Genomic DNA, 12,418 nt, shown 5'->3' on the forward strand with positions numbered 1-12,418 from the left:
GCATCCCTACACGCGGAAGCGCGGGAGATCGTGTTCGACTTTCTTGAAGGTTACGACCTGCTGGGAGCCTTCTGGACGACGGTGCAGCTGGCGTTGCTGTCCGCCGTGGGCTCCCTGATCTGGGGCACCGTGCTGGCCGCCATGCGGGTGGGCCCGGTGCCGCTGATGCGCGGTTTCGGAACCGCCTACGTGAACATCGTGCGGAACATCCCGCTCACGGTGATCATTCTGTTCACCTCGCTCGGCCTGAGTCAGACGCTGGGCGTCAACCTCGGCGCGAGCGACTTCAGCACGATCAACTTCCGGCTGTCCGTGCTCGGTCTGATCGTCTACACCTCGGCCTTCGTGTGCGAGGCGCTGCGCTCGGGCATCAACACCGTCCCGGTCGGGCAGGCGGAGGCGGCCCGGGCCATCGGCCTGAGCTTCACACAGGTACTCGGGCTGGTCGTGCTGCCGCAGGCCTTCCGGGCGGCCGTCGGTCCGCTGACCAACGTCCTGATCGCGCTGACGAAGAACACGACGGTGGCCGCCGCGATCGGCGTGCTGGAGGCGGCGCACCTGATGAAGGACATGGTCGACAAGGAGGCGCAGCTGCTGCTGATCTCCGGGATCTTCGCGTTCGGCTTCTGCTGCCTGACGCTGCCGACCGGTCTGATCCTCGGCTGGGTGGGCAAGAAGGTGGCGGTGAAGCGATGAGCTCGGTCCTGTACGACGCCCAGGGCCCCAGCGCCAAGCGGCGCAACGTCCTGTACACGGCGGGCTTCCTGGTCGGCTTCGCGGCCGTCCTGTGGTGGGTCTTCAGCGCCCTCTCCGACAAGGGACAGCTGGAGTGGGTGCTGTGGAAGCCCTTCTTCGGCAGCGAGGCCTATTCCACCTACATCTGGCCCGGCCTGCAGAACACGCTGAAGGCCGCGGTGCTCTCCGTGGTCATCGCGCTGCCGCTGGGTGCCGTCTTCGGCATAGCCCGGCTCTCGGACCACGTCTGGATCCGGGTTCCGGCCTCGGTCGTGGTCGAGTTCTTCCGGGCGATCCCGGTGCTGGTCCTGATGATCTTCGGGAACGCCCTGTACGCCGACTACACCAACGTCAGTTCGGACGACCGTCCACTGTATGCAGTCGTCACGGGCCTCGTGCTGTACAACGCGTCGGTGCTCGCGGAGATCGTCCGGGCGGGCATCCTCTCGCTGCCCAAGGGCCAGTCCGAGGCCGCGATGGCCATCGGGCTGCGCAAGAACCAGGTGATGCGGCTCATCCTGCTGCCGCAGGCGGTCACCGCGATGCTCCCGGCGATCGTCAGCCAGCTCGTGGTGATCGTGAAGGACACGGCTCTGGGCGGCGCGGTCCTCACCTTCCCCGAGCTGCTGGCCTCAGCCAGCACGATGAGCGGCTACTACGGCGCCAACACCATCGCCTCCTTCACCGTCGTGGCCGTGATCTTCTTGGTGCTCAACTTCTCTCTCACGAGCTTCGCGAGCTGGCTGGAGGGCCGGCTGCGGCGCGGCAAGAAGTCCACGGGCGCGGTGGTCGGGGCCGACGCGGTCGCCGAACTGGCCGCCCCCGGTGAGCACGAGGACCTGCGGAAGGCTCCCTGACGGATTGTCGGACAGTAGGACTACCCCGCCGGAGGCAGTGGCATGATCGCCACTGCCTCCGGTCGCTTGACGCAAACACCGCCAATGGGTTGCATACGTTCTGTGATCGTGCACCCCGCTCCACCATCCTGTTCACCTAGGCCCGTCAGGGCACAGTCGCGGGCAGGGGGCGCCACGTCGTGGATCCGGTGATCATCGTCGGAGCGGGGCCCGTCGGGCTCACGCTCGCCCTGGCGCTGGCCCGCCAGGAGGTGCCGTCCGTCGTCCTCGACGAGGGACCGGGCAAGGACGAACCACGCCTCGCACGCACCGTCGTGCTGCGCGAGGACACCGCCGCGCTGATGGAGCGGCTGACCGGCGCCCCGCTCGGCGAGCTGGGTGTCCACTGGGCCGGATGGCGGTCTCTGCGGCGCAAGCAGGTGATGCGCGATATCGACTTCGACCTCCCGGCCGGGTACGCGACGGACGCGGAGGACACGGCGGGCACGGAGGACCCCGACTCCCGGAACGCCGGCGCCGGGCCCGCCCCGCTGCACCTCGCCCAGCACGTGCTGACCGGCGCGCTGCGCGCCGCCCTCGCCCGCGAGCCGCTCGTCAACGTCGCCGTGGACAGCCGCCTCGACGCCATCGAGCAGGAACGCTCCGGCGTCACCGCGCACACCCGGGACCCCGGTGGCACCTGGTGGCGCGGCAGTTACCTGGTCGGCTGCGACGGCCCGCGCTCGACGGTGCGCAAGCTTCAGGACATCCGCTTCCCGGGACGTACGGCGGTGGAGCGACACGCCGTCGCCGCGCTGCGCGCGGAACTTCCGCGGCCCGGCCGGGCGTTGCTCCATCGGATGCCGCCATGGCGGACGTCCGGGCCCTCGGCCGGGGAGGTGACCGCCCGCCCCCTCCCGGACGGGGTGTGGCGCCTGGACTGGCTGCTGCCACCGGGCAAGGACCTGGTCACGCCCGAGCTGCTGGTGGCCCGTGTCCGCGAGACCCTCGCGGGCTGGACCGACGGCACCACCCCGCCGTACGAACTGCTCGACACCGGAGTCCACACGGTGCACCACCGGCTGGCCCGCCGGTGGCGCGTCGGCCGGGTCTTCCTCGCCGGGGACGCGGCCCATCTGCTCGGCGCGCTGGGCACGCAGGGCCTGGACGAGGGGCTCCGGGACGCCGACAACCTAGCCTGGAAGCTGGCCCGGGTCTGGCACCACGGCCCGCACGAGCCGCTGCTCGACAGCTATCAGGCCGAGCGGCGCGGGGTGATCGCCGCCCGGCTGCGCGCCGCCGACCAGGTGCTGCCGGTGCTGCGCGGCGGCGGTGGGCTGCGCGCGTACGTCCCCGGCACGGCCCGGGGACACGACGCGCTGCTCACGGACGGTCATCTGGGGCGCGGACCGCTCGGGGCGCCCGGGGCGTACGCCGACTCGCCGCTCGCACCCCGGCACCTCGAGGGCGAGGTCCCCGTCGACACCCCGCCCGGCGCCCAGGTGAGCGACGTACGGGTCACGGCCGAGGACGGCTCGTTCGTCCGGCTCCGGGACCGGCTCGGCCGCGGCGCGCTGCTGGTCGTGCTGATCGCGCCGGGTACGGGCGTGTGGGACCGCAAGCACTGGGTGACCGCCGGGGTCATGCCCCGTCTCGCGGCCGCGGTGGCCGCGCTGCCGCACCCCGCCGAGCTGCTGGTCGCCGAGAGCTATCCGGGCGCGCCGGCGCACAGCGTGCTGCTCGTGCGCCCCGACGGCCATCTGGTCACCGCGCTGAGCGGGGTCCGCGCGGCCGACCTGTACGCGGCGGCGGAGGCGACGGTGGGCGGCCCGGAGGCGGAAGCGGAAGCGGAGGCGGAAGCCACTGCGGGGGCGCAGGCCGAGGCCGGCTTTGGCGTGCGTTGAGCGTACCTACAGTCACACTGTGGTCCACATAGTGACTCAGAGTTGACCGGTGTGGACCGCCATGGTGTACTCCGGATCGTGACCGACACCGATGTGCGCCTGTGGCGGAGGGTCCATATGGACCTCGTCCGCTATGCGGGCTGCGTGTGTCGTCCGTCCTGCTGAATTCGCATCCCCTTTCTCTCCGGGCGTCCTCGGGCGCCCCTTCGGCGAACGCTCCTCAGGACGGTGCACGTGTCTGTCTCTTCCTCCGTGTCCGCGGCCGTTTCGGCACCCACGCAGGCGGACCTCCTCGACTTCGTACGGCGTACGGCCGCCGACGCGGATCTCATCGCCTCGCTCCCGCTCGACCCGGAGGGCCGCACCTGGGTGCGGCTCGAAGGCCCCGGCGGCAGCGAGGCCTGGCTGATCGGCTGGCCGCCGGGCACCGGCACCGGCTGGCACGACCACGCCGACTCGGTCGGCGCGTTCCTGACCGCGTCCGGCGAGCTGACCGAGAACTCGCTCGCCGCCCGGCTGCCCACCGACGGCTGGAAGACCCTGGAGCTCACCGACGGCGTGGACCGCGAGCGGCGGCTGCCGGCCGGCAAGGGCCGCTCCTTCGGCCACCACCACGTCCACGAGGTGTTCAACGAGTCCGAGCGGCACGCGATCTCCGTCCACGCCTACTACCCGCCGCTGCCGCAGATCCGCCGCTACAGCCGGACCGGCCAGGTGCTGCGACTGGAGCAGGTCGAGCGCCCGGAGGACTGGCAGTGAGCGGCGCGGTCGAACAGCCGCCGGGCATCGACGAGTTGCTGGAGCGGGTGCGCTCGGGTTACCGGCGGATCGAGGCACGGGAGGCGTACGAGGCGGCGCAGGCGGGTGAGGCGCTGCTGGTCGACATCCGGTACGCCGCCCTGCGCGACCGGGACGGCGTGATTCCCGGCGCCCTGGTCATCGAGCGCAACGAGCTCGAGTGGCGCCTCGACCCACGAGGCAGCCACCGCGTCCCCGAGGCGACCGGCCACGACCTGAACATCGTGGTGATCTGCAACGAGGGCTACGCGTCCAGCCTGGCCGCCGCCTCCCTGCACCAGCTGGGGCTGCATCGGGCCACCGACCTGGTCGGCGGGTTCCAGGCGTGGAAGGCGGCGGGGTTGCCGGTGGTGCCGTGACCCCCGTGGCGGTCGGTCCGTGTGGCCGGGGTGACCGCGAGCGTCGCCGCGAACGAGCAGATGGACGGGCCTCCGTCAGCGCCGAGGCAACCACTCGCACGGCGTGGCGCTGCTGTCGCCGCCCGCGCTCGGTCCGTAACGCCGCTTCCGGCCGGCGCCTGCGGGGACCGCGGCGGGAGCCGGGCCGCGGACGGTCAGAATCCCCCGCCCTCGAGGAACTCCGTGTCCTCGCCCTCCTCCTCCATTGCCTGTCGGACCACCCGGAGGGCCATGCCCTCGGGGTATCCCTTGCGGGCGAGCATGCCGGCGAGGCGTCGGATGCGCTTGTCGCGGTCGAGGCCGCGGGTGGCCCGCAGCTTGCGCGCGACGAGCTCGCGGGCCGTGGCCTCCTCCTGCTCGGAGTCGAGCTGGGCGACCGCGTCGTCGATCAGCGTCGGGTCGACGCCCTTGGTCCGCAGTTCCTGGACGAGCGCGCGCCTGGCCAGCCCGCGGCCGTGGTGCCGGGACTCCACCCAGGCGTCCGCGAATGCGCCGTCGTCGATCAGCCCGACCTCCTCGAACCGCGACAGCACCTCCTCCGCCACGTCGTCCGGGATCTCCCGCTTGCGCAGGGCGTCCGCGAGCTGCTTGCGGGTGCGCGGGGTCCCGGTGAGCAGGCGCAGACAGATCGCCCGCGCCCGCTCAACCGGGTCCCCTGAAGACTCCCCCCGCTCGGCCCTCGACGAGGAAGGGGCGCCTTCGTCTTCCCTGGACGCGGACGGCTCCCCGAAGCCGCGCCGACGGCGCCCGCGACCACCGCGGGTCCCGGCGCCACGCGAGCCGTGGCTCTCCTGGACCCGGTCGCCCCCGTACCCGTCGTCACCGTCCGGGGCGGAGCCCGTGTCGCCCCCGGCGCCCCTCCCCCGTGGGACACCGGGGGAGGCGTACTCGTATTCGGCCCAGTCGGTTCGTCGTGTCACGGGTCAGCTCTTGGCGGCGGCGGCCTTGGGCTTGGTGGCCTTGGTGGCCGCCGCGGCGGGCACCGTCTTGGCGGCGTCGTCCGTGGCGGCACCGGCCGTCGCGTCCGCGCTCGGCTCGGCGGCGGGCTCCTCCGGCCGCACGCCCACGCCCAGCTTCTCCTTGATCTTCTTCTCGATCTCGTTGGCCAGGTCGGGGTTGTCCTTCAGGAAGTTGCGCGCGTTCTCCTTGCCCTGGCCGAGCTGGTCGCCCTCGTACGTGTACCAGGCGCCGGCCTTGCGGACGAAGCCGTGCTCGACGCCCATGTCGATCAGGCCGCCCTCGCGGCTGATGCCCTGGCCGTAGAGGATGTCGAACTCGGCCTGCTTGAAGGGCGGCGCGACCTTGTTCTTGACGACCTTGCAGCGGGTGCGGTTGCCGACCGCCTCCGTGCCGTCCTTCAGGGTCTCGATGCGGCGGATGTCGATACGCACCGAGGCGTAGAACTTCAGCGCGCGGCCACCGGTCGTGGTCTCCGGGGAGCCGAACATCACGCCGATCTTCTCGCGGAGCTGGTTGATGAAGATCGCCGTGGTCTTGGACTGGTTGAGCGCGCTGGTGATCTTCCGCAGGGCCTGGCTCATCAGACGGGCCTGCAGACCGACGTGGCTGTCGCCCATCTCGCCCTCGATCTCGGCACGCGGGACGAGCGCCGCGACGGAGTCGATGACGATCAGGTCGAGGGCGCCGGAGCGGACCAGCATGTCCACGATCTCCAGGGCCTGCTCGCCGTTGTCCGGCTGGGACAGGATCAGGTTGTCGATGTCCACGCCGAGCTTGCGCGCGTACTCGGGGTCGAGGGCGTGCTCCGCGTCCACGAAGGCCACCTGGCCGCCGGCCTTCTGCGCGTTCGCCACCGCGTGCAGGGTCAGGGTGGTCTTACCGGAGGACTCCGGGCCGTACACCTCCACCACTCGGCCGCGCGGCAGGCCGCCGACGCCGAGGGCGACGTCGAGCGCGGTCGACCCGGTCGGGATGACCTCGATGGGCTCGTTCGGCCGCTCGCCCATGCGCATGACCGCGCCCTTGCCGAATTGCCGTTCAATCTGTGCGAGCGCGGCGTCGAGCGCCTTCTCGCGGTCGGTTCCTGCCATGGGTTCCACCCGATTTGCTTGAGTCGATCGCTTCACGTCAAAGACGCTAACGCCTGCCACTGACAATGCGCCCCGACGCCGGCCCAGCCTGTGGATAACTCGGGCACTTCTCCGCCCAAACCGTGTCGAAATACCCGCCTGGAGCCTTGCCTGAGCCTCCATAAGAATAGATGTTCGATTTTCGTGTCAAGCGCGCCCACGGCAGGGACACCGCTACTCCCCACGGCGTACGAGGGGTGCCTCCGGCCGGACGACGACCACTCGGGGCGCCCCAGAGAGCCTTGGGGCATGAAGAATCCGCGCTCCGCCGAACGCCTCTGTCACGCGACCGGTGCGATCCTCGTCCTCTCCGGACTCGCGCACCTGCTGGTGTTCGCGGTCGACGCGGCCCCTGGGAGGGTCCCGTCTCCTGGCGCAAGCCCGTCACCTTCGGGCTCTCCTTCGGAGCGACGCTGATCGCGGTCACCTGGGTCACGTCCTACCTGCGCGTCGGCCCCCGGCTGCGCACCGTCCTGCTCGTCGTGTTCGCCGCCGACTGCGTGGTGGAGGTCGGCGGCATCACCCTCCAGGCCTGGCGCCGGGTCCCCTCGCACCTCGACATGGAGACCCCGTTCGACACGGCGGTGTCCATGACGCTCGCGGTGGGCGGCGGTGTCCTCGTGGCGCTGCTCACCGTCTTCGCGGTCGCGTCCTTCCGTCACCGGCCGACGGGCCCCGCCGGAATGCCGCTCGCGGTGCGGTCCGGGTTCGCGATCCTGCTCGTGGCGCTGGCCTCGGGCGCGGCGATGATCGCGCGCGGTGTGGTGCTGGCCCGCACCGGTCACCAGGAGGCGGCCTACCACTCGACGGCCCCGCTCAAGCCGCTGCACGGCGTGAGCCTGCACGCCGTCCTGGTCCTTCCGGCGCTGGCCTGGCTGCTGTCCCGCACCTCCTGGAGCGAGCGGGTCCGGCGACGGGCCGTGACAGCGGCGGTGGGCTGCTACGCGGCCGCCGTGGCCGGGGCGGGGGTGTGGGCGGTCCTCACGTACTGAGGGACGTATCCGGCCTACGGGCCGTGCTACCCGCTCCGCCCGCCGGAAGAGCCGCCACTCTCCTCGGCGACCTCCGGACCGGGCTGCCCCGCCTCCGCCCCGGATGCCGTCTCCGGTCGCCGCGTCCACAGCCGCCGCGCACGCGTGAGGGGGCCCGGTCCGCCCGACCCGCGTCTGCGGTGCCCGTGAACGCGGGGGTCGTCCGTGACGGCGTACCGCTTCACATAGGCGCCCAGGAAGGCCTGGAGGGTGGCGACGGCGGGGATGGCGACCAGTGCGCCGACGGCGCCGAGCAGTGCGGTGCCCGCGATGACCGAGCCGAAGGCGACGGCCGGGTGGATGTCGACGGTCTTCGAGGTCAGCTTGGGCTGCAGCATGTAGTTCTCGAACTGCTGGTAGATCACGACGAACACCAGCACCCACAGCGCGTACCAGGGGTCGACGGTGAACGCGATCAGCATGGGCAGCGCGCCCGCGAGATAGGTGCCGATGGTGGGGATGAACTGCGAGACCAGTCCCACCCAGACGCCGAGCACGGGCGCGTACGGCACGCCCAGGGCCTGCAGCAGGATGTAGTGCGCGATCCCGGATATGAGCGCCATCAGGCCGCGCGAGTACAGATAGCCGCCGGTCTTGTCGACGGCTATCTCCCAGGCGCGCAGCACCTCGGCCTGGCGGGCGGGCGGCAGCACCGAGCAGATGGTCCGCCGCAGCCGCGGACCGTCCGCGGCGAAGTAGAACGAGAACAGCGTGACCGTCAGCAGCTGGAACAGGCCGCCGAGCACCTGGGCGGACACGTCGAGCACGCCGGCCGCGCTGTTCTGCGCGTACTTGCGCAGCCAGTCGGAGTGGAGCAGGCCCTCCTGGACGTCGACCCGTCTGAGATCGGTGTGGAACGTCTGGTTGATCCAGTGGATGACCGAGTCGAGGTACTGCGGGAATCCCTCGACCATCTTGATGATCTGGCCCGCGAGCATCGAGCCGAGCAGCGTGACGAACCCCGCGGTCACGATCATCAGGCCGAGGAAGACCAGGAAGGTGGCGAGTCCCCGGCGCATGCCGCGGGCGGCCATCCGGCTCACCGCGGGTTCTATGGCGAGGGCCAGGAAGAACGCGATGAGTATGTTGATCAGCAGGTTGGTCAGCTGGTGGAAGGCCCAGCTTCCCAGCTGGAAGGCGGCGACGAGCGCGAGCGCGAGCACCATGGCGCGAGGCAGCCAGCGCGGCATGCGGGAGCCCGGCCCGGCGGCGCCCTCGGCCGGGGGCCGGGCGGGCGGCGTCGTACCGAACGGGGATGCGTGCTGGGCGGTCTGCCCTGTGTCGTCAGTGGGTGCCACGGTGCAAGTCTCGCCCACGCCACCGACAACCGGCCGCCACCCTGCGGTCTTCGTGACGGATCAGTGCCTTTCCCCCGGAACGTTCATGACGGCGCAGACCACGCGCCACACGTCCTTGGCGTCCCAGCCCTCCGCCAGCGCCTGGTGCACCGTGCGCCCGCCGAGTTCCGACATCACATGGTCGCGCGCGAAGGTGTCGGCGTACCCCGGACCGAAGTGATCCGCCATCCGCTCCCAGAAGACCGTCAACCGCATGACTCCAGTATCCCGCCCCTGGGGGTGGGCCCCGCCGGGGACCGCTTGCCGAGACCGCTTTCCGTCCTACGGTCTGACGCATGCCCGAAACAGGAGCTTCCCCACTCCCCCCGACGCCCCCGGCGCGCTCCCCGCTCTTCCGCGCCGAGCACTTCGTCTGGCTCACCGCGCGCGTGCTGGAACAGCGTCTCTTCGCGTACCACTTCCTGAACGGCGGCGCCGATCCGGTGGAGACGGCGCTGGAGGCCTACCGCAACGAGGACGGCGGGTACGGCCACGCGCTGGAGCCCGATCTGCGCGGCCCGGTCAGCCAGCCGCTGCACACCGGCCACGCGCTGCGTGTCCTGGATGCCATCGGGCGGTGCGGCGGGCAGCGGGTGGAGCGGGTGTGCCGCTATCTGACCTCCGTCTCCACGGCGGACGGCGCGCTGCCCGCCATCCACCCCAGCCAGCGCGGCTATCCGGCGGCCCCGTTCATTCCGATCGTCGACGACCCGCCCAGCGAGCTGCTGGCCACCGGTCCGGTGGTGGGCCTGCTGCACCGCAATGGCGTGTGGCACGCCTGGCTGTTCCGGGCCACCGACTTCTGCTGGCAGGCGGTGGAGTCCCTGGAGAAGTCGCACCCCTACGAGATCGAGGCCGCCCTGGCCTTCCTGGAGGCGGCACCCGACCGCTCGCGCGCGCGGGCCGCCGCCGACCGCCTCGGACGCCTGGTGCGCGAGCACCGGCTCGCCGCACTGGACCCTGAGCACCTCGAGGACTACCCGGTGGCGCCGGGCTACGCCCCGGGCGAGCACCACTTCCCGCACGACTTCGCCAGGACCCCGCAGTCCCTCGCGCGCGCGTGGTTCACCGACGACGAGATGGCCCGTTCCCTGGACTTCCTCGCCGCCGCCCAGCGGGAGGACGGCGGCTGGCCCGTCCGGTGGCGCCAGTGGGCGCCGGGCACCGCCCTGGAGGCGCGCCCCATGGTGACGATCGACGCCCTGCGCACGCTCAGGGCGTACGGCCGCTTCGTGGGCTGACCCGCGTCCCGTTCACCCGCCCATGGCCCGTATTCCGGCCGTCACCACCACGGCCGCCGCCACGACCAGCAGGAACGGAGCCCTCAGCAGCAGCGCCGCGGCGGCCGCCGCGAGCCCCGCCGCCCGTGCGTCCAGCACGAGCGCGTGCCCGTCCGCGAACGTCTGCTGGGCCGTGAGGGCGGCCAGGAGGGCGACGGGCAGCAGCGCCGCGAGCCGCCTCACCAGCGGCCGTTCGAGGGCGCTCGCGGGCACGAGCAGCCCGGCGAGCTTGACGGCGTAGCAGCCGAGGGCGGTGGCACCGATCGCGATCCAGGTGTTCAACGGTTCTCCCGCGGTGCTTCGTCGTGGGTACGTCCCTTGCGGCGGCCCTGGGCCCACAGGACGGCCGGTGCCGCGAGCGCGGCCACCAGTACGGGGACGCCGGCGGGCAGGACGGGCAGCAGGCCGAGTCCGAGGAGCACCGCCAGCGCGGCGACCGCCCGCTCGGTGGTGGTCCGCACCATGGGGGCGAGCAGCGCCAGGAAGACGGCGGGCCCGGCCGCGTCCAGGCCCCAGGCGTCGGTGTCCCCGATGGCCTCGGCGCCCAGCGCGCCGAGCAGCGTGGTGAGGTTCCACAGCAGGTAGAGGGTGAGGCCGGTGACGGTGAACCCGAGGCGGGCGCCGCGCCGCGTCGGCTGGGCCAGCGCCACCGCCGTGGTCTCGTCGATCACCCACTGGGCGGCGAACGGCCGCACCGCGCGCGGGAGGGCCAGCAGCTGCGACAGACGCAGCCCGTAGAAGGCGTTGCGCACGCCCAGGAAGAAGGCGCCCGCAGCCGCCGTGAACGGGTTGCCTCCTGCCGCGAGCGCCCCCACCAGGGCGAACTGGGAGGCGCCCGTGAACACCAGGAGGCTGAGCGCACAGGTCTGTGCCAGTCCGAGCCCGCTGCCGGCCGAGGTCACCCCGAAGGCGAACCCGGACAGTCCGACGGCGACCCCGACCCCCAGGGCGTCCCGTACGACGGCGGCATCCGGCTTCCCGCGCCCGTCGGTTTCCCTGTCTGCGGGAGCTGTCTGTTCTTCCACGCGTTCTTCCACGCGCTCTTCCACTGGCTCTTCCACACGTTCTTCCACACGTTCTTCCACACGACGGACGGTACGAGCAGCGGCTACGACAGGTCTTGTACGTTCTTGCGCTCCCGCTGGTACGCCCCCGGTGGCACGCCGACGATCCGGGCGAAGTGGCGGTTGAGGTGCGGCTGGTCGGCGAATCCGACGGCGAGGGCGGCCTCGGCGGGCACGGTCCCCCCGTCGAGCAGACGCCGGGCCCGGCGCACCCGGGCGTCGGTCAGCCAGGCGTGCGGCGGCATGCCGTAGGCGTCGCGGAACGCCCGCAGCAGCGCGAAGGGGCTGGTGCCGAGCTCGGTGGCCAGCCGCTCCAGGGTCGGTGGATCGACCATCCGCTCCTCCAGGACGGCACGCGCGCGTGCCGCGATCCGGTCCCCGGCCGTCCGCACCTCGCGGCGGGGCACCGGCCCGCCGTTCAGCCGCAGCAGCCGCGTCACCGCGACCCGCAGCAGCGTGTCGGCGGCCAGCGCGTTGCCCTCCTCGGCGGCGCGCAGCACCTGGTGGACCAGGCGGACGGTGTACGGGTCGTCCAGCACGGGGCTGACGAAACCGGGCGTGCCCCGGATCGCCGTCGTCTCGGCCGCGATCTGGGCCACCACCTCGGGCGACGGGTAGACCGCCCCGTACCGCCACCCCTCCGGGACCCCCGCCCGCCCCGTGTGCGGCGTGTCCGGATTGACCAGCGCGAGGGCTCCCGCACCGGCGTACTGGTCGGCCCCTCGGTGGTGGAAGACCTCGACGCCGTCGGCGATGGCCGCGATCACGAAGTTCTCGTGGGTGTGCCGCACGAAGGCCTTGCGGATGTACCGGGCCCGCAGCAGGTCGACACCGGGCAGCTCCGCGTACCGCCAGTGCCGCGCCAGCTCGCCCGATCCCGCCATACGCCCATTCTCCGCCACGACCGCCGCACCCCCGTGCCGGTCGCGACGGGACCCGCGTTTG

General features: G+C 72.1%; 14 protein-coding genes and 1 pseudogene. 8 read left to right on the plus strand and 7 right to left on the minus strand.

Annotation, left to right across the window (positions count from 1 at the left end):
• The first annotated feature begins 30 nt into the window (after nucleotides 1-30).
• The 6 genes from ACZ7L0_RS04615 to ACZ7L0_RS04640 all read left to right on the plus strand — a co-directional run bounded on the left by ACZ7L0_RS04615 (nucleotide 31) and on the right by ACZ7L0_RS04640 (nucleotide 4,632).
• Complete coding sequence (locus ACZ7L0_RS04615; protein ID WP_471240925.1) at nucleotides 31-696, plus strand: amino acid ABC transporter permease; 666 nt, start codon at nucleotides 31-33, stop codon at nucleotides 694-696.
• Nucleotides 693-1,592 carry an amino acid ABC transporter permease gene (locus ACZ7L0_RS04620; RefSeq protein ID WP_471240926.1) on the plus strand — a complete coding sequence of 300 codons (900 nt, stop codon included), beginning with the start codon at nucleotides 693-695 and terminating at the stop codon, nucleotides 1,590-1,592. The genes ACZ7L0_RS04615 and ACZ7L0_RS04620 overlap by 4 nt, the downstream gene beginning before the upstream one ends.
• 179 nt (nucleotides 1,593-1,771) lie before the next feature.
• Complete coding sequence (locus tag ACZ7L0_RS04625; protein WP_471240927.1) at nucleotides 1,772-3,475, plus strand: FAD-dependent monooxygenase; 1,704 nt, start codon at nucleotides 1,772-1,774, stop codon at nucleotides 3,473-3,475.
• A gap of 117 nt (nucleotides 3,476-3,592) precedes the next feature.
• The gene (locus ACZ7L0_RS04630; RefSeq protein WP_309506048.1) at nucleotides 3,593-3,640 is read left to right on the plus strand and encodes a hypothetical protein; all 48 of its coding nucleotides are present in this window, start codon (nucleotides 3,593-3,595) and stop codon (nucleotides 3,638-3,640) included.
• Nucleotides 3,641-3,703: 63 nt separating this feature from the next.
• Nucleotides 3,704-4,234, plus strand: a complete 531-nt coding sequence (locus tag ACZ7L0_RS04635; protein WP_471240928.1) for a cupin domain-containing protein — start codon at nucleotides 3,704-3,706, stop codon at nucleotides 4,232-4,234.
• Entirely contained in the window at nucleotides 4,231-4,632 is a 402-nt protein-coding gene (locus ACZ7L0_RS04640; RefSeq protein WP_471240929.1) for a rhodanese-like domain-containing protein, read from the plus strand. Before ACZ7L0_RS04635 ends, ACZ7L0_RS04640 begins: the two co-directional genes overlap by 4 nt.
• Nucleotides 4,633-4,826: 194 nt before the next feature.
• Here the strand turns inward: ACZ7L0_RS04640 and recX are convergent, their stop codons facing one another.
• Together recX and recA are read right to left on the minus strand one after the other, a co-directional pair.
• Nucleotides 4,827-5,591, minus strand: a complete 765-nt coding sequence (gene recX / locus ACZ7L0_RS04645) for a recombination regulator RecX (protein ID WP_471240930.1) — start codon at nucleotides 5,589-5,591, stop codon at nucleotides 4,827-4,829.
• Between the two features lie 3 nt (nucleotides 5,592-5,594).
• Nucleotides 5,595-6,722, minus strand: coding sequence for a recombinase RecA (gene recA, locus ACZ7L0_RS04650; RefSeq protein ID WP_471240931.1), 1,128 nt, complete (start codon nucleotides 6,720-6,722; stop codon nucleotides 5,595-5,597).
• 288 nt (nucleotides 6,723-7,010) lie between these two features.
• On the opposite strand from recA, the pseudogene ACZ7L0_RS04655 reads away from it, so the two are divergent.
• Nucleotides 7,011-7,753: pseudogene (locus ACZ7L0_RS04655) on the plus strand (hypothetical protein).
• 26 nt (nucleotides 7,754-7,779) lie between these two features.
• Here the strand turns inward: ACZ7L0_RS04655 and ACZ7L0_RS04660 are convergent.
• Entirely contained in the window at nucleotides 7,780-9,090 is a 1,311-nt protein-coding gene (locus tag ACZ7L0_RS04660; RefSeq protein ID WP_471240932.1) for an AI-2E family transporter, read from the minus strand.
• A 60-nt stretch (nucleotides 9,091-9,150) separates the two neighbouring features.
• A complete protein-coding gene (locus ACZ7L0_RS04665) occupies nucleotides 9,151-9,345 on the minus strand; it encodes a DUF3046 domain-containing protein (RefSeq protein WP_471240933.1) in 195 nt (64 codons plus the stop codon).
• Between the two features lie 80 nt (nucleotides 9,346-9,425).
• On the opposite strand from ACZ7L0_RS04665, the gene ACZ7L0_RS04670 reads away from it, so the two are divergent.
• Nucleotides 9,426-10,370: a hypothetical protein gene (locus ACZ7L0_RS04670; protein WP_471240934.1), complete on the plus strand. Its 945-nt coding sequence runs from the start codon at nucleotides 9,426-9,428 to the stop codon at nucleotides 10,368-10,370.
• Between the two features lie 12 nt (nucleotides 10,371-10,382).
• On the opposite strand, the gene ACZ7L0_RS04675 is transcribed toward ACZ7L0_RS04670, so the two are convergent.
• The 3 genes from ACZ7L0_RS04675 to ACZ7L0_RS04685 all read right to left on the minus strand — a co-directional run bounded on the left by ACZ7L0_RS04675 (nucleotide 10,383) and on the right by ACZ7L0_RS04685 (nucleotide 12,357).
• The gene (locus ACZ7L0_RS04675; RefSeq protein ID WP_471240935.1) at nucleotides 10,383-10,691 is read right to left on the minus strand and encodes an AzlD domain-containing protein; all 309 of its coding nucleotides are present in this window, start codon (nucleotides 10,689-10,691) and stop codon (nucleotides 10,383-10,385) included.
• Nucleotides 10,688-11,434 (minus strand): AzlC family ABC transporter permease, encoded by a 747-nt coding sequence (locus ACZ7L0_RS04680; protein WP_471240936.1) that lies wholly within the window; start codon nucleotides 11,432-11,434, stop codon nucleotides 10,688-10,690. Before ACZ7L0_RS04680 ends, ACZ7L0_RS04675 begins: the two co-directional genes overlap by 4 nt.
• 83 nt (nucleotides 11,435-11,517) lie before the next feature.
• Entirely contained in the window at nucleotides 11,518-12,357 is an 840-nt protein-coding gene (locus tag ACZ7L0_RS04685; RefSeq protein ID WP_471240937.1) for an AraC family transcriptional regulator, read from the minus strand.
• Nucleotides 12,358-12,418 lie beyond the last annotated feature (61 nt).

The organism is Streptomyces sp. NPDC039424 (genome assembly GCF_055639495.1).

Bases quoted from the DNA above. Each gene is read 5' to 3' on its own strand.
- ACZ7L0_RS04620 (WP_471240926.1), top strand. From the start codon at position 693: ATGAGCTCGGTCCTGTACGACGCCCAGGGCCCCAGCGCCAAGCGGCGC.
- recA (WP_471240931.1), bottom strand. From the start codon at position 6,722: ATGGCAGGAACCGACCGCGAGAAGGCGCTCGACGCCGCGCTCGCACAG.
- ACZ7L0_RS04665 (WP_471240933.1), bottom strand. From the start codon at position 9,345: ATGCGGTTGACGGTCTTCTGGGAGCGGATGGCGGATCACTTCGGTCCG.
- ACZ7L0_RS04670 (WP_471240934.1), top strand. From the start codon at position 9,426: ATGCCCGAAACAGGAGCTTCCCCACTCCCCCCGACGCCCCCGGCGCGC.
- ACZ7L0_RS04685 (WP_471240937.1), bottom strand. From the start codon at position 12,357: ATGGCGGGATCGGGCGAGCTGGCGCGGCACTGGCGGTACGCGGAGCTG.